This is a genomic window from Mucilaginibacter sp. HD30, from assembly GCF_054061755.1.
In genome coordinates this window covers 3044619-3069239 of record NZ_JBSSEO010000001.1, presented here as the reverse complement: position 1 = coordinate 3069239, position 24621 = coordinate 3044619, and the positions used below count along the sequence as shown (strand labels likewise).

Here is a 24621-nt window from a genome sequence, read left to right as displayed (position 1 = left end):
AAAATGCTGTTAAACTTGCAAGGTAATTCAACTCATACTTTATAAATGAAGATCGGAATAGTTTGCTATCCAACTTTTGGCGGTAGCGGCGTTGTCGCCACCGAGTTGGGGAAAGCTCTGGCAGATAACGGACACCAGGTGCATTTTATCACCTACAACCAACCCGCCCGTTTAGACTTTTTTTCCGAGAATCTTTTTTACCACGAAGTATCGGTAGCCAATTACCCGCTGTTTGATTATGCGCCTTACGAGGTTGCTTTAGCCAGTCGTTTGGTTGATGTGGTACGCTTTGAAAAACTGGATGTTTTACACGTTCACTACGCTATACCACATGCGTCTGCGGCGTTTATGGCTAAGCAGATATTGCTAACTTATGGTATTTATATCCCCGTTGTAACCACTTTGCATGGTACCGATATCACTTTGGTTGGTAAAGACCGCACGTATAAGCCGGTAGTTACTTTTTCTATTAATAAGTCTGATGGCGTAACAGCGGTGTCTGAAAATTTAAAGAAAGATACTTTTGAGTTTTTTGATATTGAAAACGATATAAGAGTAATACCCAATTTTATTGATCTTACCCGTTTCAGCCTAAAGCCGAAAGACCATTTCAAAAAGGCCATTGCACCAAACGGCGAGAAGATACTGATCCATACCTCCAACTTTCGTAAAGTAAAACGCACCGAAGATGTTGTGAGGATCTTCGCCAAGATCCGCGAAAAGATCCCATCAAAATTGCTGATGGTAGGCGATGGCGGCGAACGCTCTGCATGCGAGCAATTGTGCCGTGATCTTGGTGTAAGTGAAGATACCCGCTTTTTAGGCAAGCAGGATGCTATTGAGGAGATCCTTTCTGTATCCGACCTGTTTTTGATGCCTTCGCAGTCTGAAAGTTTTGGTTTGGCTGCACTGGAAGCTATGGCTTGCAAGGTGCCTGTTATAAGCTCAAACACCGGCGGCCTGCCCGAACTTAATTTGGAAGGTGTTACCGGCTTTTTGCGAGATGTGGGAGATGTTGACGGCATGGCCGAAAGATCCATCTATATTTTAGAGGATGATGCACGTTTAGCCACTTTTAAAGATAACGCCCTTGCCCGCGCAAAAGAATTTGAACTGTCTAAAATATTACCGCTATACGAAAGCTATTATACTGAGGTGATAGAGAAAAAGCTTATCGGCTAAGGGTATAGCCTGAGAGGGGGTTACAAGTTGCTTGCAGAAGCAAATATTAGTATATTTGTTAAAAGGTAAATGCAATGAAATTAGTAATAGACATAGCAGATAACGAAGCCGAAGGTTTTATTGAATTGCTCAAGGGCTATTCCTACGTAAAAGCCAAGCCTATTTCTGCTCCTGATGCGGCGGTGTTGGAAGAATTAAGGCACCTTAAAAAGGCTGTAAATTTGGCTGGCAAACTTAAAGCCGGAAAAATGCAAAGCCGCCCTGCTGCTGAATTTCTGAATGAGCTATAGTGTTCGAATAATGACGGAAGTCTTCCGTTTTTAGACGTGTTTTTTTCAGTCTCTTCCTGCGGAAACCCAATATTTCTTAAATTAGGTTTATGGAACAAGCGGAAACTTTTCAAGCTGGTAAATGGCAATGGTGGCAAAATCGTCGAGCTAAATATAATAAAGGTTTAATAGTGGCCGGTCTTTTGGCATTTCTGCTTTACTGTATTGTGGGAGAAATAGTGATAGCGCCGTATGAAGAGTTTGAAGTAACACTCTTTACAACAGGTTTTCAGGGCATAGGCTATTTAATTATGATGCTTGTAGCCAATTTGCTATATAACCTGGGCTTTCTTTTTGACAGACTTTTCAATAAACAGAACAGCGAATCCTTTAGGTTAAACCTCTTTCAGTTAGGTTATTGGTTCTCGGTAGTGTTGCCCTTTTCTATTCCTGTATTAGTGGCAGTTACTCATTGGAAATAAGCCTTTATGATTCAGACATTTAAGGCGTCCAACTACCACAATATTTGCGATGAGCTTGGCAGGAAGGATGTTCATTTAAATAATATTATCCAAACCTACGGCTATCCGGCAATGTGGAGCCGCCCCAATACTTTTGAATCATTAGTGCATATTATATTGGAGCAACAGGTTTCGCTTGCTTCGGCATTGTCTGCCCTAAATAAACTGCGCAATTATGTGCAGCAAATAACCCCCGCTCGTGTTTTACTGCTTACAGATGACGAGTTCAGGGCCTGCTATTGCAGCAGGCAAAAAACAGCCTACATAAAATACCTGGCTGAAGTTATTTTAAGCGGGCAAATAAATCTGCAAACATTTGAGACAGTGCCCAATGATAAAATACGGGCCCAACTAACAGCGCTGAAAGGCATTGGCAACTGGACGGTTGATGTTTACCTGATGTTTGTTTTGCAGCGTGCAGACACTTTCCCGGTGGGTGATCTGGCCGCTGTTAATGCGTTAAAACGGATAAAAGGTTTGCCGGCTCAAACATCAAGAGAGGAACTGATTAGCGTAGCTGAGCGATGGCAGCCTTATCGTACAGTAGCAACAATGATTTTATGGCATTATTATCTGTCGGCACCGCGAAAAAGCTAAAAAACTCTAAATCTTGGCTCTTGATTCTTGACTTCACTCAAACACCACTGTTTTGTTATTATAAACAAACACCCGGTCCTCAAAAACCAGTTTAAGCGCGCGGGCCAAAACAGCGGTTTCAATTTCTTTTCCGGCGTTTACCATATCGGCAACGGTGAAAGAGTGGTTTACAGGTATGGTTTGCTGCGCGATGATTGGCCCCTCGTCCAGTTCGTTAGATACAAAGTGGGCGGTAGCGCCTATCAGTTTTACGCCCCGTTCGTAAGCCTTACGGTAAGGGTTGGCCCCTATAAATGCCGGTAAAAAGGAATGATGAATGTTGATTACACGCATAGGATATTGGGCCACAAATGCGGGCGACAGGATGCGCATAAATTTGGCCAGTACTAAATAATCGGGTGCATACGGTGCTATCAAAGCCTCTGTTTGCTGTTCAAACTCGTCTTTGCTTTTTGATTCATGCGATACATGATGAAATTGGATGCCAAATCTTTCGCAAACATCGCTCAGGTCATTATGATTACCAATAACGCATTGTACCGTTGCACCTAAAGTATTAAAGAAATTGCGTATCAATATATCGGCCAGGCAATGGTATTCTTTGGTGACCAAAACCACTATCTTTTTCTGTGGAAGCGGATTAATATGAATTGTAGCATCATCAGGCAATACATTGCTTAACTGTTTCTGAAGCTCATCGGAGTTAAAAATCTCCTCAACTTCAAGCCGCATAAAAAACAGATTTTCCATTTTATCAACATACTCACGCATGGATATAATGTTTAACTGTTGTTTAGAAACTACCGAAGATATGGCTGCCACCAACCCAACCTGGTCAGCGCATTGTATTACAATTATCATATAAGGTTTTATAACCGGGCGTCAGGAGAAAATGTGTGTTTGTTATTTCAACCCTTTAATAAAGCCAACCACGCTGGTAACAAACTCCGGCTTTAAAGGCAGATCGGGTTTATTATAAGTTGCCAGGTTTTGCTGCCTGTCTTCGGGCGCTTCTTTCAAAATATGGTTCATACCCGGTATTATCGCTAATGTGGCATTCCGGGTTTTTAACTTTTCTGCATTGGCAACATTTACCTGTAGATCAGTAGTTCCCTGCACTATAAGGATGGGCATCTTTAATTTTTTAATCTCTCTTTGCGGATCAAAACGGCACCAGCTCATCAAGTACATTTGCACACTCGGGCGGGCAATAAAGTATAGCTGAGGGTCAACCTTTTTTTGCAGCCTTCCCCTCTTTAACGAATCCATGATCTTGTTAAGGCCGTCGGCCAGGTAAGATGGCTGCGATTTCATCTGATCCTTCAATACTTTCTCACCAGGTTCGCCTGCTCCCTCAACCGAAATAAATGCATTAACGTTTTCGTCAGCTGATCCGCAGGCAAGTATGCCAACCAGCGAACCCTCGCTGTGCCCCAGCACAATAATCTTTGAAAAACGCTGATCTGCCTTCAACAAGTTAATAAAGCCAATGGCGTCATCAGTATTATCATCAAAAGTCAGGTTTTCTTCTTTCTGTGTCCCCATGCTTTGGCCCACCATGCGTTTATCATAGCGTAAAGATGCTATACCGTTTTTGGCCAATGATTCTGCTATTTGCTTATAAGTATTGGTGTTAAGGTTGGCCTGCGCATTGTTGCCATTACGGTCTGTTGCGCCTGATCCCGGTATGATCAGCACCACAGGCATTTTGCCGGATGCATTGCTGGGTACTGCAACAGTGCCAGACAGTGTACCGGTTAGTGTTTTAAGTAAAATTGGTGCCTCTGATATGGATGGATCAGCAATGGCGGCGGCGGCAGTTTGTTGCTGATATGGACTCAGCAACAAACCAATAAATTCGTCTTTGCTGTTTAGTGAGATATTCAGTAAAAAAACGCCGTTCTTAAAGGTAGCTTTATAAACTGCAAGCGGTTCGCTGTAAGTAGAAAACTCTGCTTTGGTTAAATTGCCTAATTGTGCCTTTAACTGGGTGGTGGTTTCTTTAAACTGAGAAGGGGGCAATTGGGCCTTCATGGCTGCGCTAAAATGCACTGAAATGCTGTCTGGTAGATTTTGATTATAAAACTTTTCAAAAAGCCCTACTGCTGCTTTGTATTTTGCCGGCTCGGACTGCGCAAATAACATGGCCGGAAAAAAAATACGAAGTATGATAATGCTAAATCTTTTCATTAATATACGGTGAAATTGAAGACTGATATTTTCAATCGGAAAATTAGTAAAAAAGTGCATACAATTTGAAATTCATTGTGCATTTTTACCCGTACCTGTGTTTTACTTAATATCTTATCAAAGGCCACAATCAACTTTAGTGCAGTAAAGGCCGTATAAGGTTTAATAACAATTTTGATATTGCTTACTAACTTCAATATAGCTTACTACATATATTGTGGAATAAGGCGCGCTGTTAAAACAGCAGCGCTTGTTGTTGGCCTGTTTTTTACTGTCACGCAATGCTATGGTCAAAGTAAAACGTCGGTTATAAAAGGCACCGTTTTTACTGAGAACAAAATACCTTCGCAATCTTCAACCGTTATTTTGTTAGCGGCAGACTCATCCATACTTACTTCCACCGCAACTGACGAACACGGCGGTTATAATTTTACTGTTAACGAGGGTGTTTATTTGGTGCTTGCTTCGCGGATAGGTTACAACCAGTCGTTTTCGGGGCCGTACACTGTATCAGGGCAGGGAGATCTTAATGCGCGAGACATAGTTCTTGTCCAATCCGTTCCTGTTTTGAAAGAGGTATCAATAACTGCAAGAAAGGCGTATGTAGAAGTTAAGCCCGGCCGTATGGTACTTAACGTACAAAGCAGTATTGTTGCAGAAGGTAATTCGGTATATGATTTGCTTCGCCAGGCGCCGGGTGTACATGCGGGCAGCCAGGGCACTTTAAGTATTATAGGGCGGCAAAGCGCTATGGTATTGATTGACGGAAAGCCCGTTAATGTAAGTGGAGAGAGCCTTGCCACCATGTTAGAAAATTTGCAAAGCAGCACTGTACAGCAAATTGAATTGATAACTAACCCCTCTGCCCGGTACGAGGCAGGTGGCGCGGGTGTTATTAATATTATGTTAAAAAAAGGCAGCAACGCCGGTACAAACGGCACATTTACCATTGGTGGGGGATATGGTAAATTTTATAAAGCTAATACTGGTATTACGTTTAATAACCGTATGGGTAATGTCAATATTTTTGGCAATTATAATTATGCCGCCAATAAAACCTTTAAAACCTTTACCACTGATAGGGCAATTGATTACCTGGGCGTTTTAAGTAACTATGATTCGCGCTATTATACCACGCGCGAAAGTTATAATCACGCATTCCGGCTGGGCTCAGACTTTTTCCTGTCTCCAAACCATACATTAGGCGCATTGATTAGCGGTACTGTGAATAACAGTAACTTTATTAAAGACAACTTGCTTCGCATTAGCAACAATGGTAAGTTTGATTCAACCATTGTTACAATGGCCAACCTTAAACGAAACCTTGCAACCGTTAATTACGAGGTGAATTACAATGGCAAGCTTGATACGTTGGGGCAAACGCTTTCGGCTTATGTAAGCTATAACCATTTTGATCGCGAATCTGATGAATACATCAGTAATCACTTTACTAAAGCTTCCGGCGAGGTTTATCGTCCTGATCTGTTTCAGCAAAACATTTCTCCCTCGCAAATAAATATTTGGGCTGCAAAGTTGGATTACGTGAAACCACTGTCGAAAACTACTACGTTAGATGCGGGTATAAAATATAGTCGGGTTTCAAGTGGTAACGATCTGATATTTGGGCCAAAAAGAAATGGCGTTTATACGGTAGATCCCAATTTTAGCAGTAATTTTAATTATATCGAAAACGTAAATTCAGCTTATACTAACCTGTCAACCGCGGCAGGTAAATGGAAAATGAGCGGGGGACTACGGGTGGAGCAAACCATTGCCCATGCTATTTCAACAAGTGATAAAATCAATTTCGAAAAAAATTATGTCGATTTTTTTCCGCAGGCGCAGCTACGGTATACCTATAATGCTAAAAATAACTTTACACTTAGTTTCAACAGAAGCATCTACAGGCCATTGTATGAGGAAATAAATCCGTTTTTATATTATGTAGACCTTTATGATTACCGGGCCGGTTACCCGCAATTATTACCCTCTTACACCAATACAATAGAATTAGCGCACAGCTATAACAGCGCAATTGTAACCAGTTTGTATGCGTCCGTTACAGATAATTTTTATGGTTTTAACGCATTTGAGCAGAATAATGAAAGCAAGGTAAATATTACTATACGCAAAAACTTTGGCAGAATGGCTGTGTATGGTATTAAGTTTTCAACCCCTGCGCAGTTTACTGCATGGTGGAGCGCCAATTTCTCTGCTGATGTTTCCTACCAACGCACAAAAGCCTACCCAGAAAACGGAGATCTTAACAAAGGAACGCAAGACGTGCTTTTATCAACAAATCATTACTTTAAGTTGGGTGCGGGTTTTACGGCGGAAACAAATTTCAAATATGAATCGCCTACGTTTTATGGGTTTAGCCAGTTCAAAGCAAATTACCGGCTCGATGCCGGTATAAGTAAAACTGTGTTCAATAACCTGGGTACATTCAGGCTAACAGTGCTCGATATTTTCAGGACAGAGCGCGACCGTGCCTATACCAATTATCGTAACCTTAACCTATCAATAGTTAACCGTGAGGAAGGGCGGGTGGTGCGCTTTGGTTTTAGTTACCGGTTTGGCAACAAGCAGCTTAAAAGCGCCGGTACGCATAAGTTAGGAAACGAAGATGAGCAGCGCCGCAGCGGAAGCGTGGCAGGTTCAGCCAATTGATAGTACTAATTGGCAACACAACACTTTTTCAATTTTGTACATTTGCCGCAATATATTTTGATATGGGTTACCCAAGTTTGCAGGCATGCATAGCCGATCTGGAAAAAAATGGACATTTGATCCGCATAAAGCAGGAGGTTGATCCCTATTTGCAAATGGCGGTCATACACCTTAGGGTGTTTGAAAATGGCGGCCCGGCTATTTTGTTTGAGAAGGTAAAGGGTAGCAAGTTCCCTGCAGTTTCTAACTTGTTTGGTACGCTGGAGCGGTCTAAGTTCATTTTCCGCGACTCGCTCGATAAAGTTAAAAAGCTGGTAGAGCTAAAAAACGACCCAATAACGGCTTTCAAGCATCCCATACAAAACGCCAATGTAGCGCTGACAGCTTTATCTGCCCTGCCAAAAAGACTAAGCAGAAACTACCTTAACAATTTTGAACGTTGCCGTATCAGCGATCTGCCGCAGATCCTTAACTGGCCCAAAGATGGCGGCCCCTTTGTTACCATGCCGCAGGTATATACCGAAGATATAGACAAGCCGGGTGTTATGAATGCCAACCTGGGTATGTATCGTATACAGCTGGCAGGTAACGATTATATATTGAATGATGAGATAGGCCTGCACTACCAATTGCACCGGGGTATAGGCGTGCATCAAACAAAAGCCAATGCCAAGGGGCAGCCGCTAAAGGTGAGCATATTTGTAGGGGGGCCACCATCGCACCCTGTGGCTGCAGTTATGCCCTTGCCCGAGGGGCTGTCTGAAATGACCTTTGCGGGGGCGCTGGGTAACCGTCGCTTTAGGTATTTGTATGACAATGAAGGCTTTTGCATCTCTGCTGACGCCGATTTCATAATTACCGGCACCGTGATGCCGCACGAGAATAAACCCGAAGGCCCCTTTGGCGATCACCTTGGGTATTACAGCCTCACCCATCCCTTCCCATTGATGAAGGTGCATAACGTGTATCACCGCAAGGATGCTGTGTGGTCGTTTACTGTTGTGGGGCGCCCGCCGCAGGAAGATACCAGCTTTGGGGCGCTGATCCATGAGATTGCAGGCTCGGCCCTGCCGCAGGAGATCCCGGGGTTGAAGGCGGTAAATGCCGTTGATGCTGCTGGTGTGCACCCCTTGCTGTTTGCCACAGGCAGCGAACGATATACGCCTTACCTGAAAGAGTGCCGACCGCAGGAGATCCTTACCATAGCCAATCATATATTAGGCAAGAACCAATTGAGCCTGGCAAAATACCTGTTCATTGCCGCGCACGAGGATGACCCCCAATTGGATGTGCACGATATCGGCCACTTCTTAACGCACATACTACAGCGCGTTGACCTTACCCGCGACCTCCACTTTTACACCAAAACCACCATTGATACGCTTGATTACAGCGGCAGCGGACTAAACTCAGGCAGCAAGGTGGCCATAACGGTAGCAGGCGATGTTAAGCGCGAGCTATGGGCCCAAACGCCCACCGACTTCACCCTGCCGCGCCCTTTTGTTAACAGCCAAATGGTTATACCAGGCGTGCTGGCGCTTGAAGTGCCCGGCAACATACGCAGCAGCGATATGCCGTTAATGCTGGAGATACTGCAAGAGCATTTTGGCGAGACCGACCTGAGCGGCCTGCCGTTGATGGTGCTTTGCGATGATGCCGCTTTTACCGCCGCTAACATTAACAACTTTGTTTGGGTAACCTTTACCCGCAGCAACCCATCGCATGATATATATGGGATAAACGAGTTTACTGAGCATAAGCACTGGGGCTGCCACGGCCCGCTGATTATTGACGCCCGCATAAAGCCGCATCATGCGCCTGTTTTGGTGAAGGACCCGGAGGTGGAAAAGCTGGTGGATAAAATGGGCGAATCAGGAGGCGAATTGTACGGGGTGATCTGATGTTTGTCCCACGGGTGTGTGAGACACAATGAGACAAGTGGGACGATTTTTTTTAATAGTCAGCTGATAATTAGTGCTTTGCTGTTTTAGCGTGGGACAAAGTGGGACTACTTATTCGTCAGGGAAATTAGCTGTGAATATTTGTTATTGGGCTGATAATCAGCTATGATGTAAAATTTGGATTTCTTGTCCCAATTTTTAAGCAAAAGGGGCCAATTAAACGACGACGTAAAAACCGATTCAAACTAAACGCACGTTTATATTAACCCAATGTAGCCGCTTTCAACTTGTATGTTTTTTGGAAAAGATATTTGCAGGAAGTTTAATGAAAATTAAACGCACAAACATGAAAACTTTACTAACCTTCCTTTCCTTATTTTTAATTTCCTGCACCTGTTTAGCACAGGAAAAACTCCCGCTCAGGGATCAAAGTGGACAAATGGCCACGTTCGGTGTTAGCTCGTTAAATTCTAAAATTCAGATTTTTCTGCAGGCGGATGAGCATACAAAATCTATAAGTCCCTTTAACTACATACCTAACGACCCATTGGGCACGGTAGTTTTTTTAGAGGGCGCCACAACTGTTAATGTAACTACAAGGATTCACAAAGACAGTTTAAAGTACTATCGCTATTCTATAACGGAGAATGACAGCTCCATTATAAAATCTAACCAAAGTTTAACCAAAGTAGATTTTGTTTGGGTAAAAGGAAGTGATCTTCCGGGTTATTTAACCATGAATTTCGGTGTCAGTAATACAGCAGGAAAAAAAGTAACATTAAAGGTATATAGCCTGCTTGATGTTAATAAAGTAACCAATGTTGTTATTTATAATAAGCCGATAAAAACTGCGAAGCTTTTAAAAACAGCATTAACTACCATAAACGAAGGAAAAAAAATAACCTACAATGGTTTTACATATAATAAATACAAATCTTTACCTATTAAGGACGGAACCACTATAACAGATAACGGAAAAAATATAGGCATTTGGTTGTCTATGAAAAAAACCGATCTGGATTTTATTTATAACATCTATGTGGTTCATCATAACAAAGATGGACAACGAATAACGCTACAGACCAGCAACTGGACATATAATTCAGTAGACGGCGGTCCGGCTTATTTTATCGACTACAACTATCTAAAACAACCCGGCGATTACGAAATATTGATAGCCCCCGGAAAACTAACGCTTGAGCAGTTAAACAGTGGCAAAATACAAACCGCTAAATTCTCATTTAAAGTTTTGCCGGCACCAATGGTATATTCTACCGGAGAACTGGTTCTAATAATATTTATCATAGCATCTGTAATTGCCACCATTGCGCTGGTAATTATTTACCTGATGAGGAGAAAAAGTAAGGCAAAATTAATGTTGGCAGATTTACGCGCGGATGCTGCCGGAAGCGAGCTGAACATGGTACGTTCGCAATTAAACCCACATTTTGTGTTTAATGCTTTAAGCGGCATTCAAAGTTTAATAAACAAAAACGAAGTGGAGCGAGCTAACAATTACCTGAGTAAGTTTGCAGGTTTAACAAGACACGTGCTGAGTGACAGCGCGATGATAAGTGTAGGCGATGAGATAAACCTGTTGAGCGACTACCTTGCAATGGAACAGCTGCGGTTTTCTTTTCAATACCAGGTTGACGCGGGTGAGGATGTGAATGATAACGTTGAAATTCCGGTCATGTTAATTCAGCCCTTTGTTGAAAATGCTGTGAAGCATGGGATAATGCCCCTAAAAGGGACAGGTGAAATAACTGTACGTTTTGCAAAGCATAATAACGACTTAAAAGTAACCATTACAGATAACGGGAAAGGATTTGATGCTAATAAGAGTTACACCGGCTTAGGTTTAAAGTTGAGCAAAAAAAGAATAGATTTATTAAATCAAACCTTTAAAGAATGTCCCATAAAACTGGAAGTCAATTCCACAGGATCCAAAACATCAGTTGTTATACTTTTAACCCAATGGTTGTAAGCTGATGAGAGCGTTAATTATTGATGATGAGCTGCATAATATTGAAAACCTGGAGATTTTATTAGGACAGTATTGCCCTGACGTAGAAATTGCAGGTTCAGCAACAGACGTAGCGGTTGCTGTTGCACTTACCCATGATTACCCGCCGGATATTGTTTTTTTAGATATACAAATGGGTGAAGCTTCAGGATTTGACTTCCTGAAGCTGGTGCCTAATAAAGATTTCGAAGTGATTTTTATCACAGCCTTTGATAAGTATGGCATAGACGCGATCAAGTTTGCAGCGCTTGATTATTTGTTAAAGCCGGTTGCCATTGCCGATTTAGTGCTCGCGGTTAATAAAGCAAGAGAAAAGCTCAAAATTAAGGAGAAAAGTAAACAGCTTGATTTTTTGCTGAGCCATGTGCGTAACAGCGACCAGCACGTTGCCAGGATAGCACTGCCGCAATTACATGAGATACGTTATGTATTAGTGAGCGACATTGTACGCTGCGAAGCAGACAATTCATATACATTTTTTCATCTTGCCAATGCTGAGCGGATCCTGGTTTCCAGGTCTATTAAAGAATACGCAGACTTGTTAAAACCATCAGGCTTTATTCGTACGCATCAAAGCCACCTCATCAATGCTATCCATATAAAAAGCTGGGTAAAAGAAGATGGCGGGCTGTTAGTGTTAACCAATGGCGACAAAGTTCCGGTTTCAAAGCCTAATCGTGATGCTGTTAAAATGATCCTGAATAGATCTTTGCGATAATTCGCCGATAAATTACAAATGCCTCTACTCAATTACAAGGTTTTTGCAGCCACGCCCTTCCAAGCTTGCAGCTTGGAAGGGCAAAAATTTAAGCGTCCCGCTTAAATCAAAACATATATGCTATTCTTCATACCAAAGCCTCGCTATCGCCAATACGCAAAGAACTTAGAATTAATTAGTTAATTTAAGCGGGACGCTTAAATTGGTTAGCATCCAAGCAAGATGCCTGGATGTGCGTATTTGGATTTTTTCGCGGTTATATCAACACACTTTTGGGCACGTAATACGCTCATACTACGCATTGTTAAAATAATTTTTTAAATTGTGATTTGATTTAACCTGCTGCTAAACCACACACTATGCAATCTTCCGAAACTTCTTCCTGGCCGCTTTGGAGAAAAATACTCTTTCGCTTCTGTTTTATTTATCTCACGCTACAAATTGCTCCTTTAACCTGGTTAGACAGCCTGCCATTAGTTTCCACGGTAACGCAATACTATGGCAAATTAACAGATTGGGTAGTTACGTGGGCTAACGCTGCGTTCTTTCACGTTCGCCCCGTGCTTGTGCCCGAAAATGGCAGCGGTGATACCTCTATGGGGTGGGCGCGGCTGTGGACCTATCTGTGTATAGCCGCTTTAGGCGCGCTTATATGGTCCATCCTGGACAGGAAACGGCCAAATTACACGCACTTAAACTATTGGCTGGTTTTGTTCGCGCGGTACTTTGTTATAATGATTGCGCTGTCATATGGTATTATAAAGGTGTTTGGCCAGCAAATGGTGTTTCCTAATATGCATCAGTTGGCTACACCGCTTGGCGATTTGCTGCCTATGCGCTTTTCCTGGCTTTTTATCGGCTATTCTGCCCCATACCAGTTCTTTTCTGGTGCCATGGAAATATTTGCTGCCTTGCTGCTGCTCTATCGCCGCACAATATCATTAGGCGCTTTGGTGGCTACAGGCGTGTTCATTAACGTAATGATGCTTAACCTGTGTTATGATATCCCTGTAAAGATTTTCTCTATGCAAATGGCTTTTACCTGCCTGTTTTTATTGGCTAATGAAAGCGGCCGGTTGATAGACTTTTTTATTTTGAACAAGCCAGCACCTGCAGGCGCTGTTTATCATTTCAGGTACTCCAAGAAATGGATGCGCGTTACCAGAATAGTTTTAAAGTGCGTAATTATTATAGTAGTGTTAGCAATACCATTTTATTATTCCTACAGCAGCCCTGTATATAATGATACTGTAGCCAAGCAACCGGTAAAAAATGGTATGTACAACGTTACCGGTTATCGTATAAACGGGCAGGAACAACCACCCTCTGTTACAGACACCTTGCGCTGGCAGAACGTTATTTTTGAGAACGGACTGGGTAGCGTAGCATCGGGCGATACAATTTTCAGACAAAGGTATAAACGCGGCTATTTTGGATACAGTTTAGACAGTGCGAAGCACATGCTGGCTTTCAAAAAGTTTGCTGACGACTCAAACTATATAATGGAATTTAGTTATTCAAGGCCAGACACCAACACTATTATATTGGCAGGACTTAAAGGTAAGGATAGCCTGCATATAGAATTGAAGCTTATAAAACGCCATTTTCAACTGGCCGAAAGACAATTTCATTGGTTGAGCGAGAAGAACAGGTAGGTACATCTTTTCTGTCTTTGTAGAGCTTGTAAGTCTGTATCGATAAAAAGTAAACCTGACCGCTTGTATGGTGGGATCATACAACTGCAAGAAAGCCTGCGCAGACAGAATATTGTATATTGTTGATTACTGTGGGTGCGCAGCTTATTTTAATGAGGCCACCCATTCCTCCACTTTACTATCCTGGTAAAATTTGCGGTAATCTTTAATGTTAAGTATATCATATACGGCCTGCTTTTTATCTGCCGCATTGTTGTAATATGCTTTGCAGATAACGTACCCTACCCAATAACCCAGGTCAGCCGGATGATCCGGAGTTTCCTGACTGCTGTTCGCTATCCAGTTATAGTTGCGTTGCATGTACATTTCTTTCCTGAAATCATTCCATATTTTTTGCTCTTTGCCCTTTGCAAACGTTATCAGTCGTTCATTTGCTGAGTGTCCGGATATGAGCTCACCAATAAAGTCAGCCATGCCTTCCACAAGCACACTGCGCAGCAGTATAGTGTCTTTGGCCAGGTTATCCTGCTGAAAGTGGATCAGTTCGTGCGCTACTATATTGGGCAATGTATTAATATCTAAAAAATTATTCTTCTCCCACAAACTCAATTCGTTGGTAGGTATATCTGCAGAGCGGGCTATTTGATCTACACCCAATATAAGCCCGTTAGCACTCACGGTACCTGCAGAGTTAAACCTTCCTATCACAAAATAAACGTAAGGGAACAGGGCCTGCGGATACAGCACTTTAAATTTGTTAAGAGCGGCCTGCATTTGCTTTTTCTGATCTTTTACTTTCAGTGTATTAGCACGAATAGCGGGGTAAAAATGTGCTTTCTTATCATGCTGCTCAATAAACCTGCTTACGCTGCCTACTTTAGTGTTCAGGTAATCCTGCAGGCCGGCACTACCTTTATCCATATACATTTGGGTGTAATAGCGGGCGCGGTTAGCGGTGTCTTTTTGAGCCATATCGTACGCTCTCCAAAAATTATCAATGTCGGTAGTAACTAATTCGGCTTTAGCCGGATCGCCGGAACTTGTTACCGGCGTTTGCATGGCTTCAAACTTTTTCCATTGTCCCTCAGCATGCAATAAGTTAAGGTCCGAGTCGGTTTTTAAATGCTTAAAGTTAGAGTAACCATTATCAACGGCTTTTTGCAGGTAGGCAAAAGCCTTCGCCTTATCGCCAAGCAAGGCATAGCAGCAGGCGGCATTATAATAACCGGTACGGCGCTGGGCTTTAAAATCTGCCATTGCCGCTGCCGCCACATATTGTTCGGCAGCTGGTTTATAATTTTTCGCGTTGTAATTGCTGTCGGCGCGGGCCGCAAGTTGATCAAGGGTTTGAGCGCGGGCTGTTACCGCAACAAAGAGTAATAGAAAAATGGTTAATGCTTTTTTCATAGCGTTAAGATAATAATTTGACGCAAAATTTTAGTGAGTAATTTTTTACTTCGGACATGCAAGCCGATTGGATAGACGGCCAGACGTGCGTTTTCCAACTCAACAAAACCTGATGCACTAATCTTTATATCGGAAAATACCCTCAATCTCTTTTATATATAAAGGCAGGTCTTTCTTGGCCGCATCTGTATAAAAGAAATAGAAGTTAACAAAGCCTCGGCCTTTCTTTTGCAGGTAAAGCGCATTAAAATTATTATACTTTCCTTTATAAATATCTCTATCACTAAGTTTTATGGGTACAAGTATGGCTGTATCTGCATTAAACTTTTGTTGCGCCTCTTCACCGGGATAGTAAGTAACATGTTCTTTCCAATTGTTTACAGCTTCTTCGCTCACTAACCACCGTATATTCTGTTTTATGTTACTTATGTGTTGCTTGTCGACATAGTCATGTGAAAACCCGGGCAGCAGTTTCTTCATCTCTAACGAAAATTGCCGGGTGAATGGCTTATATATAGCAATAAAAGCAACAAACTCTCCATCCTTCGACTGTAACTGATGCCTAACACAACTCATACTTTCTTTCAGATACGGTTGATCATTGAAACACTCTCCTCCGGGAACTTCAACAAAGAGGGAAGATGGTTTATAGGTAAGCTTCATGGTATCTAAAATGTTCCTGTAAAATTGTTCTAGCCATCTGCTGTCCGGTACTGCATCTATGACATTAATTTTAGGGATAACGCGCTGTGCACCTGCAATAGTTGACAGGCACAATAATGCATTAAGAATGGAAAGGCGAAGGATTTTCACGGTTGATTGCTTTCTTTGTGAGTCTTTTGGTTTTACCTTCCTTTAGGGCTGGAGTAGGTTGTCGTCTCAAATATAAAAAAGAAATTTGGGCATTTCTCCCCCAACTCGTCACGCTTTCAACTTAGATGGGTAGGGCCCGTTTTTCAATCCCCTGTTTGCGCGGTACGTTAAGAAAGCGTACGTAGCGATGTCGAGTAAGTTTAGTCGCTATAACCAATAGTTAAATCCATTTACCGTAGCTTCATTTTTCCCATTGTTCGCTAAAATTCTACCGCCCACTTTGCACATGTGCTAACTGCCTGCCACTAAGTAATTAAGAGAATTTTCTATTCTGCCGCCGTCTATAAAACACAGCCAAAGTGGGAGAAAAAACACCATTTGTAATGTTGAAAACTTTTTGGTGGGAAAAAGTGTTTAAAAGTGGGAAAAGTAAATTACTTTTACGTTACAATAATTGCCAAAGTGTAACCATGCCAAATTTTTTGGGTGAATTTGATTGTAAACTGGATGCCAAAGGACGCATGATGATCCCTGTTGGCCTCAAAAAACAGCTTCCCGAAGCTGTAGCTGAGGGCCTTGTGATCAATCGTGGGTTTGAAAAGCACCTGGTGATCTATACCCGGAAAGAGTGGGAGAAAACTGTGGAGGACCTGCAGGAGCTTAACCAGTACGAGAAAAAGAGCCGCGAGTTTATAAGATATTTTATGCGCGGCGCTTCAGAAATGACGTTGGATACGGCCGGTCGCGTGCTTTTGCCAAGGTCGCTGCTGGATTATGCCGGCATTGATGCAAGTGGGGATGTGGTGCTTTCGTGCCAGTTAAATACAATAGAAGTTTGGGCCAAGAACGCTTATGATGCGGAACTGGATAACGAACCAGAAAATTTTGCCAAGCTGGCCGAAGAGGTAAAAGGTGGCGCAAAGATCAGGAGGATAGATGAGTAATTACCATACCCCCGTTATGCTGCAGGAGTGTATTGAGGCGATGAATATTCGCCCTGATGGCACTTATGTAGATGTAACTTTTGGAGGTGGTGGGCACTCGCGCGAAATAATGAAACATTTAGGCGAGGGTGGCAGATTGCTGGCCTTTGATCAGGATGCTGATGCGCAGCAAAATACTATAGATGATGAGCGCTTTGAACTGGTGGACCAGAACTTTCGCTTTTTGAAAAACTTTTGCCGTTTGCATGGTGCTATTCCGGTTGATGGTATACTGGCTGATCTGGGTGTCTCGTCTTACCAGTTTGACCAGGCCGAGCGGGGTTTTTCCATCCGCTTTGATGCTGAACTGGATATGCGGATGAACCAGGCATCAGACCTGAGCGCTAAAGAAGTGGTAAACACCTATGCCGAGGTTGATCTACATCGCATTTTCGGCATATATGGCGAAATACAGAATGCTAAATCGCTTGCAAAAACAATAGTTACAGCAAGGTTGAATACCCCGATCAATACGGTAGCTGACCTTAAAAACGCCATCGGAGGCTTGATTCCCCGTGGTAAAGAAAATAAATACCTGGCGCAGGTTTTTCAGGCGCTGCGGATAGAGGTTAACCAGGAACTGGAAGCGCTTAAGGATTTTTTGATCCAGAGTGCCGATGTACTGGTATCGGGAGGGCGGTTGGTTGTGATGTCTTACCATTCGTTGGAGGACCGGTTGGTAAAAAACTTCATCGCCAAAGGCAAATTCAGCGGCGAGGTGGTGAAGGATCTGTACGGAAATGATCAGAAACCTTTGGATGCGGTAAGCAGAGGCGCTATAACAGCATCAGAAGAAGAGATAAAAAATAATAACAGGGCACGGAGCGCTAAATTAAGAATAGCGGTAAAAAAATGACCAATCGTTTACGTACCGAAATTGACCAGGAAGAGGAAACAGATACAGCTGCAGGCAACAAATCTGTAGAGATACCTGATAACTTTTGGATGAAATTTTTAACCAAAGGATTCATTACCACCGATGATGCCACCCGTGCGCTGCCTTTTGTTTTATTCATTGCCTTTTTGGCCATGATATACATAGGCAACAGGCACCTGGCCGAAAAGAACATCAGGAAAATAGACAAGCTGGGTAAAGAAGTAAAAGAATTAAGCTGGGGTTATAAAGTAGCCAAAGCGGATATGGCTTTTAAAAGCACACTTAACGAGGTTGCACAACGTACAGATACGTTGGGGATTAGAGAATCTATATCGCCGCCGCAAAAAATAGTATTAAAGGAGGAAGTGCAATGAGTATCAGGACCAATATACTTTTTCGTGTATACATAGCTTTCGGGCTTATCCTGCTGCTATCATTGGCGGTAATTGGGCAGCTATATAATTTGCAGTTTGTGCAGGGTGAAAAATGGAAACAAATGGCGAGTAAATCGTCAACCAAATATGAAACCATTGAGGCAGTAAGGGGCAATATATATTCTGTTGATGGCAGCCTGCTGGCCACATCAGTACCCGAGTACGAGTTGCATATGGATATGATAGCCGGTAAAATTGCCGAAGACGAAGTGTTTTACAGCAAGGTTGATTCTTTGGCGGCCAATTTATCAAAAATGTATCCTGATAAATCAACCCGCGATTATTCACGTTTACTACGCGAGGCGCGCAAGGAAAAGTTGCGTTATCAATTGATTCGCAGGCGGGTTACTTTTAACGAGCTGAAGGCCATACGCAAGTTCCCGATTTTTAATTTAGGTAAATATGGCGGCGGCTTAATAGTAGAGCAAAAAAACAAACGCATTCTGCCGTTTAAAACATTAGCAGCACGTACCATCGGCTACAAAAACGAGAACGTTGCTAATGGTGTCGGTTTGGAAGGTTCGTTTACAAAATATATTAGTGGCGAGAACGGCAAACGCCTAATGCAGCGTATAGCAGGTGGCGTGTATGTTCCTGTTAATGAAGAAGACGATGAAGAGCAGGCAAAAGATGGCGCTGATATCATCTCTACTATTGATGTAAACTACCAGGACCTGGCGCAAAAGGTTTTGAAAAAGCAATTAGACAGTGTACAGGCTGATTTTGGTACCGTGGTGCTAATGGAAGTGGCAACCGGCGAGATCCGCGCCATTGCCAACTTTACCCGCACACCTGAAGGGGATTATAAAGAGAAGATGAACTATGCTATAGCGGCATCGGCAGAGCCGGGTTCAACTTTTAAGCTGGCATCGTACATGGCTATGATTGACGACCATAAAATAGATACCAGCAGCACCATTGATGCGGCCCATGGCACTTTTTCGGTGATGAATCCGCGTAACGGCAGGGTAGCTTTAAAAATAAGGGACACAGAAGATCACGGAGGGTTGATAAGTGCCAAACGCGCTTTAGAAGAATCGTCAAACATAGCGGTGGCCCGTTTTGTAAACAGGGCTTATGGTGATAACCCGCAAGCTTTTATAGACAAGCTATACAGCTTCCATTTAAACGAGCCCAACCAGATACAGCTACGCGGCGAGGGCAAACCCCGGATAAAAAATACACGCAGCGAAGATTGGAACAAGATCCAGTCGCTTTGGCAAATTGCTTATGGTTATGAGTCAAAGTTAACGCCGTTGCAAATGCTTACGTTCTATAATTCGGTTGCTAATAACGGTAAGCTGATAGCGCCATTGTTTGTGCGCGAGATCCGCCGCATGGGTAATACGGTAGAGCGTTTCCAGGCAAAGGTTATTAACCCTAAAGTATGTTCTGATGAAACGTTGGCCAAAGTACGCGGAATGTTGGAAGGGGTGGTTTTAGAGGGTACGGGTAAACTCATCATCAAAAATAAACTATACAGCGTGGCCGGTAAAACAGGCACAGCTCAAATAGCCAACGGCGCAGCCGGTTATGGCAGCAAAAGTAGTCACCAGGCATCTTTCTGCGGATATTTCCCGGCTGATAAACCTAAATATTCCATGATAGTAGTTATCAGCAACCCGCGTGTGGGCTCGCATCTGGCCGCATGGGTAGCCGGACCGGTGTTCCGCAAAATAGCCGACAGAGTTTACGCTAATGATTTGAACATTAACCAACAGCCTGCGCCATTAAAGTTTGTAGGTAACACCAACCTGCCAAAGGTTAAGCAAGGCAATGTAAAGGCTTTAAAGCAGGTGTACGAGCAACTTGGCGTTAAACCCCTATATGCATCGGCAACTACAGGGATTGACACCAGTGCGGGTATATCATTTGAAGATGTAAAATATAAAACAGGCACCGTTCCGGCTGTTGCAGGCATGGGTTTAAGCGATGCCTTATATACGTTAGGAAATGCAGGTTACAAAGCGGTTGTGCGTGGCGCGGGCGCTGTGGCAAGCCAGTCGGTGCCTGCCGGAAATGTATTGCGTAAAGGATCTAAAATATTTATTGAGCTGCGATGATGTACCTGAGCGACATAATAAAGGGTGTTCCGTTTACCGAACTGCAAGGCAGCGCCGATGTTGAGATCAGCGCTGTTGTGTTTGATTCGCGTAAGGTAGTGCCCGGTTGCTTATTTGTTGCGGTTAAAGGTACTGTTGTTGATGGCCATGAATACATAGAGCAAGCCATACAACAAGGTGCGGCAGCTATCATCTGCGAGGATTTGCCCGCCCATACGGCAACCGAAGTTGACTTTTTAATGGTTGCCAATTCTGCCAAGGTGTTAGGCACAGTAGCCGCCAATTTTTATGATAACGCATCAGACAAATTAAAGCTGGTGGGCGTAACCGGCACTAATGGCAAAACTACCGTGGCTACTTTGTTATATCAGCTTTTTAGAGAGTTGGGTTACAAGTGCGGTCTGCTCTCAACAGTTGAGAACCAGATAAACGGTAAAGTTATACCATCAACCCATACCACGCCAGACCCGGTAGCCTTAAACAGCTTACTGAACGACATGGTGGAGCAGGGCTGCGATTATTGCTTTATGGAAGTGAGCTCGCACGCAGTTGCACAGCACCGTATTGAGGGGTTGAACTTCGCGGGCGGCATTTTTACCAACCTCACGCATGATCATCTGGACTATCATAAAACATTTGATAACTATCTGAAAGCTAAAAAGGCTTTTTTTGATGGCTTGCCTAAAGATGCATTCGCCCTTACCAACATTGACGACAGGAACGGTAACGTTATGCTGCAAAACACTAAAGCGCATAAAAAAAGCTACGGACTAAAAAACATGGCCGATTACAGGGCTAAAATATTAGAAAACCAGTTTGGTGGTTTGCTATTGATGATTGATGGCGAAGAGGTTTGGTTTAGGATGGTAGGCAGCTTTAACGCTTACAACCTGCTGGCAGTTTATACAACAGCCATGTTATTAGAGCAGGATAAAGCCAAAGTGCTAACCGCGCTAAGCAAGCTGAGTGGTGCCGAAGGCAGATTTGATTACGTAGTAGCACCCAACAAAATAATAGGCATTGTTGATTACGCCCACACACCGGATGCTGTGCAAAACGTTTTAAGCACCATTCACGATATCCGCAAGGGTAACGAAAAAGTAATAACCGTTATTGGCTGCGGCGGCGACAGGGATAAAACCAAACGCCCTGTTATGGCGAAAGTAGCTTGCGAATGGAGCGATAAAGTGATCCTGACATCAGATAACCCGCGGTCAGAAGATCCGGCAGCTATTATAAAAGATATGGAAGCCGGTGTTGATGCTGCTTTTAAACGTGTTACTGTAAGTATAGCCGATAGGCGCGAGGCAATTAAAACTGCCTGTATGCTGGCACAACCCGGCGACATTGTTTTGTTAGCAGGCAAAGGCCACGAAAAATACCAGGAAGTAAACGGAGTGAAAAATCACTTTGACGATAAGGAAGAGTTATTGAACCAATTTAAGATGATGTGAGGATGTTTTTGATGTGCAGATATGCTGATGTGCCAATGTGCAGATAAGTAGATGTGCAATTGAGAAGATAAGAAGTCATATAATCAAGTAGAAGAGAACTAATAATTAAACAATCATTTGCACATCTGCACATTCGCACATCTGCAAATTAGAGCGAAGCGATGCTATACTATCTATTTACATACCTGTCTGAAAACTATCATATCCCTGGGACGGGGGTATTTCAGTACATCACGTTCCGGATGGCAATGGCTGTTATCACTTCGCTGTTGGTAACAACAGTTTATGGCCGCAGGCTGATAGATTATTTGCGGTATAAACAGGTAGGCGAAACGGTAAGGAATTTGGGTTTAGAGGGGCAAATGCAAAAGCAAGGCACCCCAACAATGGGCGGCTTGATCATTATAGCGGGCATACTAATCCCGACGCTGTTATTTGCAAGGTTAGAGAATGTATATGTAATACTAATGTTGGTTACAACCGTTTGGCTTGGCGCTATAGGTTTTTTAGATGATTATATTAAAGTATTTAAAAAGAACAAAGAGGGCTTAGCGGGCAGGTTTAAAATAACAGGTCAGGTTGGTTTGGCGCTGATAATTGGTTTTACTATGTACAATAACCCTAACGTGGTTACCAGGCAAGAAGTTAAGCTGCCCATTCAATATGATGCACCTGTTGCTTACCATATAAAGAACGGCAAGCAAGTTTATACACAGGATATAAAATCAGTAAAAACCACTTTACCGTTTATTAAAAACAATGAGTTTGATTACGGCAAAGTAGTAGAATTTTTGGGCGGCGACTATGAGCGTTACACACTTTTAATATTCATGCTGGCCGTTATAATAATAATAACAGCCATATCCAACGGCGCTAATATAACAGATGGTATAGACGGCCTGGCAACGGGTACATCAGCCATTATGGGTTTCACGCTGGCCATCTTCGCCTATGTTTCCGGTAGTGTGGTGTTTTCAGATTATCTGAACATTATGTACATCCCCTACACCGGCGAGCTGGTAATTTTTGCGGGTGCCTTTGTTGGGGCCTGCGTTGGCTTTTTGTGGTACAACGCTTATCCGGCCCAGGTTTTTATGGGCGATACCGGCAGCTTAACCATTGGTGGTATCATAGCAGTTTTTGCCATTTTAATACGGAAAGAATTGCTGCTGCCTGTACTGGCGGGCATCTTTTTGATAGAGAATCTATCAGTAATGATACAGGTAGGTTGGTTTAAATATACGCGTAAACGATTTGGCGAAGGCCGCAGGATCTTCCTGATGTCGCCGTTGCACCACCATTACCAGAAAAAGGGATTCCACGAATCAAAGATCGTTACCCGGTTTTGGATCATCGGGATAATGCTGGCGATAATAACAGTGATAACATTGAAGTTGCGGTAGACCGCAGTCCATGGTCCATAGTCAATGGTCCATGGTTAGTAAAATGAAAAACAACTATGGGCTATGGTCCATGGTCTATGGACGAAAAGATGAACGATAACAAAAACATAGCAATACTCGGTGCCGGCGAAAGCGGGGTGGGTGCGGCATACCTTGCGCAGCAGCAGGGCTATGATGTTTTTGTGTCTGATTTTGGAGCTATAGCGCCAAACTATAAAGAACAGCTGCAAAGCTGGAATATCCTGTTTGAAGAAAATCAGCATACCGAAGCTGAGATACTAAAAGCCACAGAGATAATAAAAAGCCCCGGGATACCTGACAAGGCGCCTATCATAAAAAAGATAAAGGAAAAAGGCATTCCTATTATTTCAGAAATAGAGTTTGCCGGTAGATATACGGATGCAAAAATAATAGGCATTACCGGCTCGAACGGAAAAACCACTACCACCAGTCTTACTTATTTCATCCTTAAAAACGCGGGAGTAAACGTGGGTTTGGCGGGTAACATAGGCCAAAGCTTTGCCTACCAGGTGGCTACAGAAAAGTTTGACTATTACGTGTTGGAGCTAAGCAGCTTTATGCTGGATGATATGTATCAGTTTAAAACAGACATAGCAGTGTTGTTGAATATCACACCCGATCATTTGGACAGGTACGATTACAAACTGGAAAATTACGCGGCATCAAAGTTCCGCATCACGCAAAATCAAACAGCTGATGATGTATTTATTTATTGCGCTGATGACGAGGAAACGCTTAAAGGCATGGATGGGAAAGCCTTTAATGCGCAGCTATTGCCTTTTTCAATAAAAAAAAAAGTTACACCCGGAGCATATCTCCAGGACGACAAAATTATTATACAAACCAATCAACAACCTTTTGAGATGACCATTACAGAACTGGCCCTGCAAGGCAAGCACAATATTTATAATTCTATGGCATCAGGTATTGTTGCCCGCGTGCTTGATCTGCGCAACGACACAATACGCGAGAGCATGGCGCAATTCAAAAACATCGAACATAGGCTTGAGTTTGTTGCCAAAATATCGGGCATCAGCTTTATTAACGACTCAAAGGCCACCAACGTTAACTCAACATGGTATGCTTTAGAGAGCATGAGCAGCGATGTGGTGCTAATATTAGGTGGTGTTGATAAGGGAAATGATTACAGTATGTTACGCGACCTGGTGAAGCAAAAAGTGAAAGCTATTGTGTGTTTGGGAAAAGATAACCAGCGCATTCATGATGCTTTTGAAGATGATGTTGATGTAATAGTAAACACCACATCAGCGCAGGAAGCGGCTACTGTGGCGTATCATCTGGCAACAAAGGGCGATACCGTATTACTGTCGCCTGCATGCGCCAGTTTTGATCTGTTTAAAAATTACGAAGACAGGGGAAGGCAGTTTAAAGAGGCGGTGAAGGAGTTGTAGATGTGCAAATGTGCAGATGCGAGGA

Annotated in this window: 20 protein-coding genes; 16 read left to right on the top strand and 4 right to left on the bottom strand. The window is 43.0% G+C overall.

Translation table 11 applies throughout. The features are described from left to right. Nucleotides 1-45 precede the first annotated feature (45 nt). The 4 genes from bshA to ACVW2L_RS14630 all read left to right on the top strand — a co-directional run bounded on the left by bshA (nt 46) and on the right by ACVW2L_RS14630 (nt 2569). A complete protein-coding gene (gene bshA, locus ACVW2L_RS14645) occupies nt 46-1182 on the top strand; it encodes an N-acetyl-alpha-D-glucosaminyl L-malate synthase BshA (RefSeq protein ID WP_457128708.1) in 1137 nt (378 codons plus the stop codon). Nucleotides 1183-1256: 74 nt separating this feature from the next. After that, nucleotides 1257-1472 carry a hypothetical protein gene (locus ACVW2L_RS14640; protein ID WP_457128707.1) on the top strand — a complete coding sequence of 72 codons (216 nt, stop codon included), beginning with the start codon at nt 1257-1259 and terminating at the stop codon, nt 1470-1472. Between the two features lie 89 nt (nt 1473-1561). Then, nucleotides 1562-1933, top strand: coding sequence for a hypothetical protein (locus ACVW2L_RS14635; RefSeq protein WP_457128706.1), 372 nt, complete (start codon nt 1562-1564; stop codon nt 1931-1933). Nucleotides 1934-1939: 6 nt separating this feature from the next. Further along, a complete protein-coding gene (locus ACVW2L_RS14630; RefSeq protein ID WP_457128705.1) occupies nt 1940-2569 on the top strand; it encodes a DNA-3-methyladenine glycosylase family protein in 630 nt (209 codons plus the stop codon). A gap of 33 nt (nt 2570-2602) precedes the next feature. On the opposite strand, the gene purU is transcribed toward ACVW2L_RS14630, so the two are convergent. Both purU and ACVW2L_RS14620 read right to left on the bottom strand, forming a co-directional pair. Then, complete coding sequence (purU, locus tag ACVW2L_RS14625) at nt 2603-3430, bottom strand: formyltetrahydrofolate deformylase (RefSeq protein WP_457128704.1); 828 nt, start codon at nt 3428-3430, stop codon at nt 2603-2605. A 42-nt stretch (nt 3431-3472) separates the two neighbouring features. Beyond that, on the bottom strand, nt 3473-4759 hold the full coding sequence (locus tag ACVW2L_RS14620; protein ID WP_457128703.1) for an alpha/beta fold hydrolase: 1287 nt from the start codon (nt 4757-4759) through the stop codon (nt 3473-3475). Nucleotides 4760-4939: 180 nt separating this feature from the next. On the opposite strand from ACVW2L_RS14620, the gene ACVW2L_RS14615 reads away from it, so the two are divergent. The 5 genes from ACVW2L_RS14615 (at nt 4940) to ACVW2L_RS14595 (ending at nt 13729) form a co-directional block, all read left to right on the top strand. Continuing rightward, entirely contained in the window at nt 4940-7429 is a 2490-nt protein-coding gene (locus ACVW2L_RS14615) for an outer membrane beta-barrel protein (RefSeq protein ID WP_457128702.1), read from the top strand. A gap of 62 nt (nt 7430-7491) precedes the next feature. Beyond that, nucleotides 7492-9330, top strand: coding sequence for a UbiD family decarboxylase (locus ACVW2L_RS14610; RefSeq protein ID WP_457128701.1), 1839 nt, complete (start codon nt 7492-7494; stop codon nt 9328-9330). Between the two features lie 346 nt (nt 9331-9676). Then, nucleotides 9677-11317 (top strand): sensor histidine kinase, encoded by a 1641-nt coding sequence (locus ACVW2L_RS14605; protein ID WP_457128700.1) that lies wholly within the window; start codon nt 9677-9679, stop codon nt 11315-11317. A gap of 4 nt (nt 11318-11321) precedes the next feature. Next, nucleotides 11322-12074, top strand: coding sequence for a LytR/AlgR family response regulator transcription factor (locus ACVW2L_RS14600; protein ID WP_457128699.1), 753 nt, complete (start codon nt 11322-11324; stop codon nt 12072-12074). Between the two features lie 359 nt (nt 12075-12433). Next, complete coding sequence (locus ACVW2L_RS14595) at nt 12434-13729, top strand: hypothetical protein (RefSeq protein ID WP_457128698.1); 1296 nt, start codon at nt 12434-12436, stop codon at nt 13727-13729. 144 nt (nt 13730-13873) lie between these two features. Here ACVW2L_RS14595 and ACVW2L_RS14590 read toward each other — a convergent pair whose 3' ends face one another. Both ACVW2L_RS14590 and ACVW2L_RS14585 read right to left on the bottom strand, forming a co-directional pair. Further along, on the bottom strand, nt 13874-15136 hold the full coding sequence (locus ACVW2L_RS14590) for a TPR end-of-group domain-containing protein (RefSeq protein WP_457128697.1): 1263 nt from the start codon (nt 15134-15136) through the stop codon (nt 13874-13876). Between the two features lie 117 nt (nt 15137-15253). Continuing rightward, the gene (locus ACVW2L_RS14585; RefSeq protein ID WP_457128696.1) at nt 15254-15949 is read right to left on the bottom strand and encodes a hypothetical protein; all 696 of its coding nucleotides are present in this window, start codon (nt 15947-15949) and stop codon (nt 15254-15256) included. Between the two features lie 470 nt (nt 15950-16419). On the opposite strand from ACVW2L_RS14585, the gene mraZ reads away from it, so the two are divergent. The 7 genes from mraZ to murD all read left to right on the top strand — a co-directional run bounded on the left by mraZ (nt 16420) and on the right by murD (nt 24596). Then, entirely contained in the window at nt 16420-16893 is a 474-nt protein-coding gene (mraZ, locus tag ACVW2L_RS14580) for a division/cell wall cluster transcriptional repressor MraZ (RefSeq protein WP_457128695.1), read from the top strand. Next, nucleotides 16886-17788 (top strand): 16S rRNA (cytosine(1402)-N(4))-methyltransferase RsmH, encoded by a 903-nt coding sequence (gene rsmH / locus ACVW2L_RS14575; RefSeq protein WP_457128694.1) that lies wholly within the window; start codon nt 16886-16888, stop codon nt 17786-17788. The genes mraZ and rsmH overlap by 8 nt, the downstream gene beginning before the upstream one ends. Further along, a complete protein-coding gene (locus ACVW2L_RS14570; RefSeq protein WP_457128693.1) occupies nt 17785-18183 on the top strand; it encodes an FtsL-like putative cell division protein in 399 nt (132 codons plus the stop codon). Before rsmH ends, ACVW2L_RS14570 begins: the two co-directional genes overlap by 4 nt. Beyond that, nucleotides 18180-20306, top strand: coding sequence for a penicillin-binding protein (locus ACVW2L_RS14565; protein WP_457128692.1), 2127 nt, complete (start codon nt 18180-18182; stop codon nt 20304-20306). Before ACVW2L_RS14570 ends, ACVW2L_RS14565 begins: the two co-directional genes overlap by 4 nt. Further along, the gene (locus tag ACVW2L_RS14560) at nt 20303-21760 is read left to right on the top strand and encodes a UDP-N-acetylmuramoyl-L-alanyl-D-glutamate--2,6-diaminopimelate ligase (protein WP_457128691.1); all 1458 of its coding nucleotides are present in this window, start codon (nt 20303-20305) and stop codon (nt 21758-21760) included. Before ACVW2L_RS14565 ends, ACVW2L_RS14560 begins: the two co-directional genes overlap by 4 nt. 161 nt (nt 21761-21921) lie before the next feature. Next, on the top strand, nt 21922-23163 hold the full coding sequence (gene mraY, locus ACVW2L_RS14555; protein WP_457128690.1) for a phospho-N-acetylmuramoyl-pentapeptide-transferase: 1242 nt from the start codon (nt 21922-21924) through the stop codon (nt 23161-23163). 56 nt (nt 23164-23219) lie between these two features. After that, nucleotides 23220-24596 (top strand): UDP-N-acetylmuramoyl-L-alanine--D-glutamate ligase, encoded by a 1377-nt coding sequence (gene murD / locus ACVW2L_RS14550; protein ID WP_457128689.1) that lies wholly within the window; start codon nt 23220-23222, stop codon nt 24594-24596. Nucleotides 24597-24621 lie beyond the last annotated feature (25 nt).

What these genes read in the sequence shown, in the direction of transcription:
- bshA (WP_457128708.1), top strand. Translation starts at nt 46, where the DNA reads ATGAAGATCGGAATAGTTTGCTATCCAACTTTTGGCGGTAGCGGCGTT.
- ACVW2L_RS14640 (WP_457128707.1), top strand. Translation starts at nt 1,257, where the DNA reads ATGAAATTAGTAATAGACATAGCAGATAACGAAGCCGAAGGTTTTATT.
- ACVW2L_RS14635 (WP_457128706.1), top strand. Translation starts at nt 1,562, where the DNA reads ATGGAACAAGCGGAAACTTTTCAAGCTGGTAAATGGCAATGGTGGCAA.
- ACVW2L_RS14630 (WP_457128705.1), top strand. Translation starts at nt 1,940, where the DNA reads ATGATTCAGACATTTAAGGCGTCCAACTACCACAATATTTGCGATGAG.
- purU (WP_457128704.1), bottom strand. Translation starts at nt 3,430, where the DNA reads ATGATAATTGTAATACAATGCGCTGACCAGGTTGGGTTGGTGGCAGCC.
- ACVW2L_RS14620 (WP_457128703.1), bottom strand. Translation starts at nt 4,759, where the DNA reads ATGAAAAGATTTAGCATTATCATACTTCGTATTTTTTTTCCGGCCATG.
- ACVW2L_RS14610 (WP_457128701.1), top strand. Translation starts at nt 7,492, where the DNA reads ATGGGTTACCCAAGTTTGCAGGCATGCATAGCCGATCTGGAAAAAAAT.
- ACVW2L_RS14605 (WP_457128700.1), top strand. Translation starts at nt 9,677, where the DNA reads ATGAAAACTTTACTAACCTTCCTTTCCTTATTTTTAATTTCCTGCACC.
- ACVW2L_RS14600 (WP_457128699.1), top strand. Translation starts at nt 11,322, where the DNA reads ATGAGAGCGTTAATTATTGATGATGAGCTGCATAATATTGAAAACCTG.
- ACVW2L_RS14595 (WP_457128698.1), top strand. Translation starts at nt 12,434, where the DNA reads ATGCAATCTTCCGAAACTTCTTCCTGGCCGCTTTGGAGAAAAATACTC.
- ACVW2L_RS14590 (WP_457128697.1), bottom strand. Translation starts at nt 15,136, where the DNA reads ATGAAAAAAGCATTAACCATTTTTCTATTACTCTTTGTTGCGGTAACA.
- mraZ (WP_457128695.1), top strand. Translation starts at nt 16,420, where the DNA reads ATGCCAAATTTTTTGGGTGAATTTGATTGTAAACTGGATGCCAAAGGA.
- rsmH (WP_457128694.1), top strand. Translation starts at nt 16,886, where the DNA reads ATGAGTAATTACCATACCCCCGTTATGCTGCAGGAGTGTATTGAGGCG.
- ACVW2L_RS14570 (WP_457128693.1), top strand. Translation starts at nt 17,785, where the DNA reads ATGACCAATCGTTTACGTACCGAAATTGACCAGGAAGAGGAAACAGAT.
- ACVW2L_RS14565 (WP_457128692.1), top strand. Translation starts at nt 18,180, where the DNA reads ATGAGTATCAGGACCAATATACTTTTTCGTGTATACATAGCTTTCGGG.
- ACVW2L_RS14560 (WP_457128691.1), top strand. Translation starts at nt 20,303, where the DNA reads ATGATGTACCTGAGCGACATAATAAAGGGTGTTCCGTTTACCGAACTG.
- mraY (WP_457128690.1), top strand. Translation starts at nt 21,922, where the DNA reads ATGCTATACTATCTATTTACATACCTGTCTGAAAACTATCATATCCCT.
- murD (WP_457128689.1), top strand. Translation starts at nt 23,220, where the DNA reads ATGGGCTATGGTCCATGGTCTATGGACGAAAAGATGAACGATAACAAA.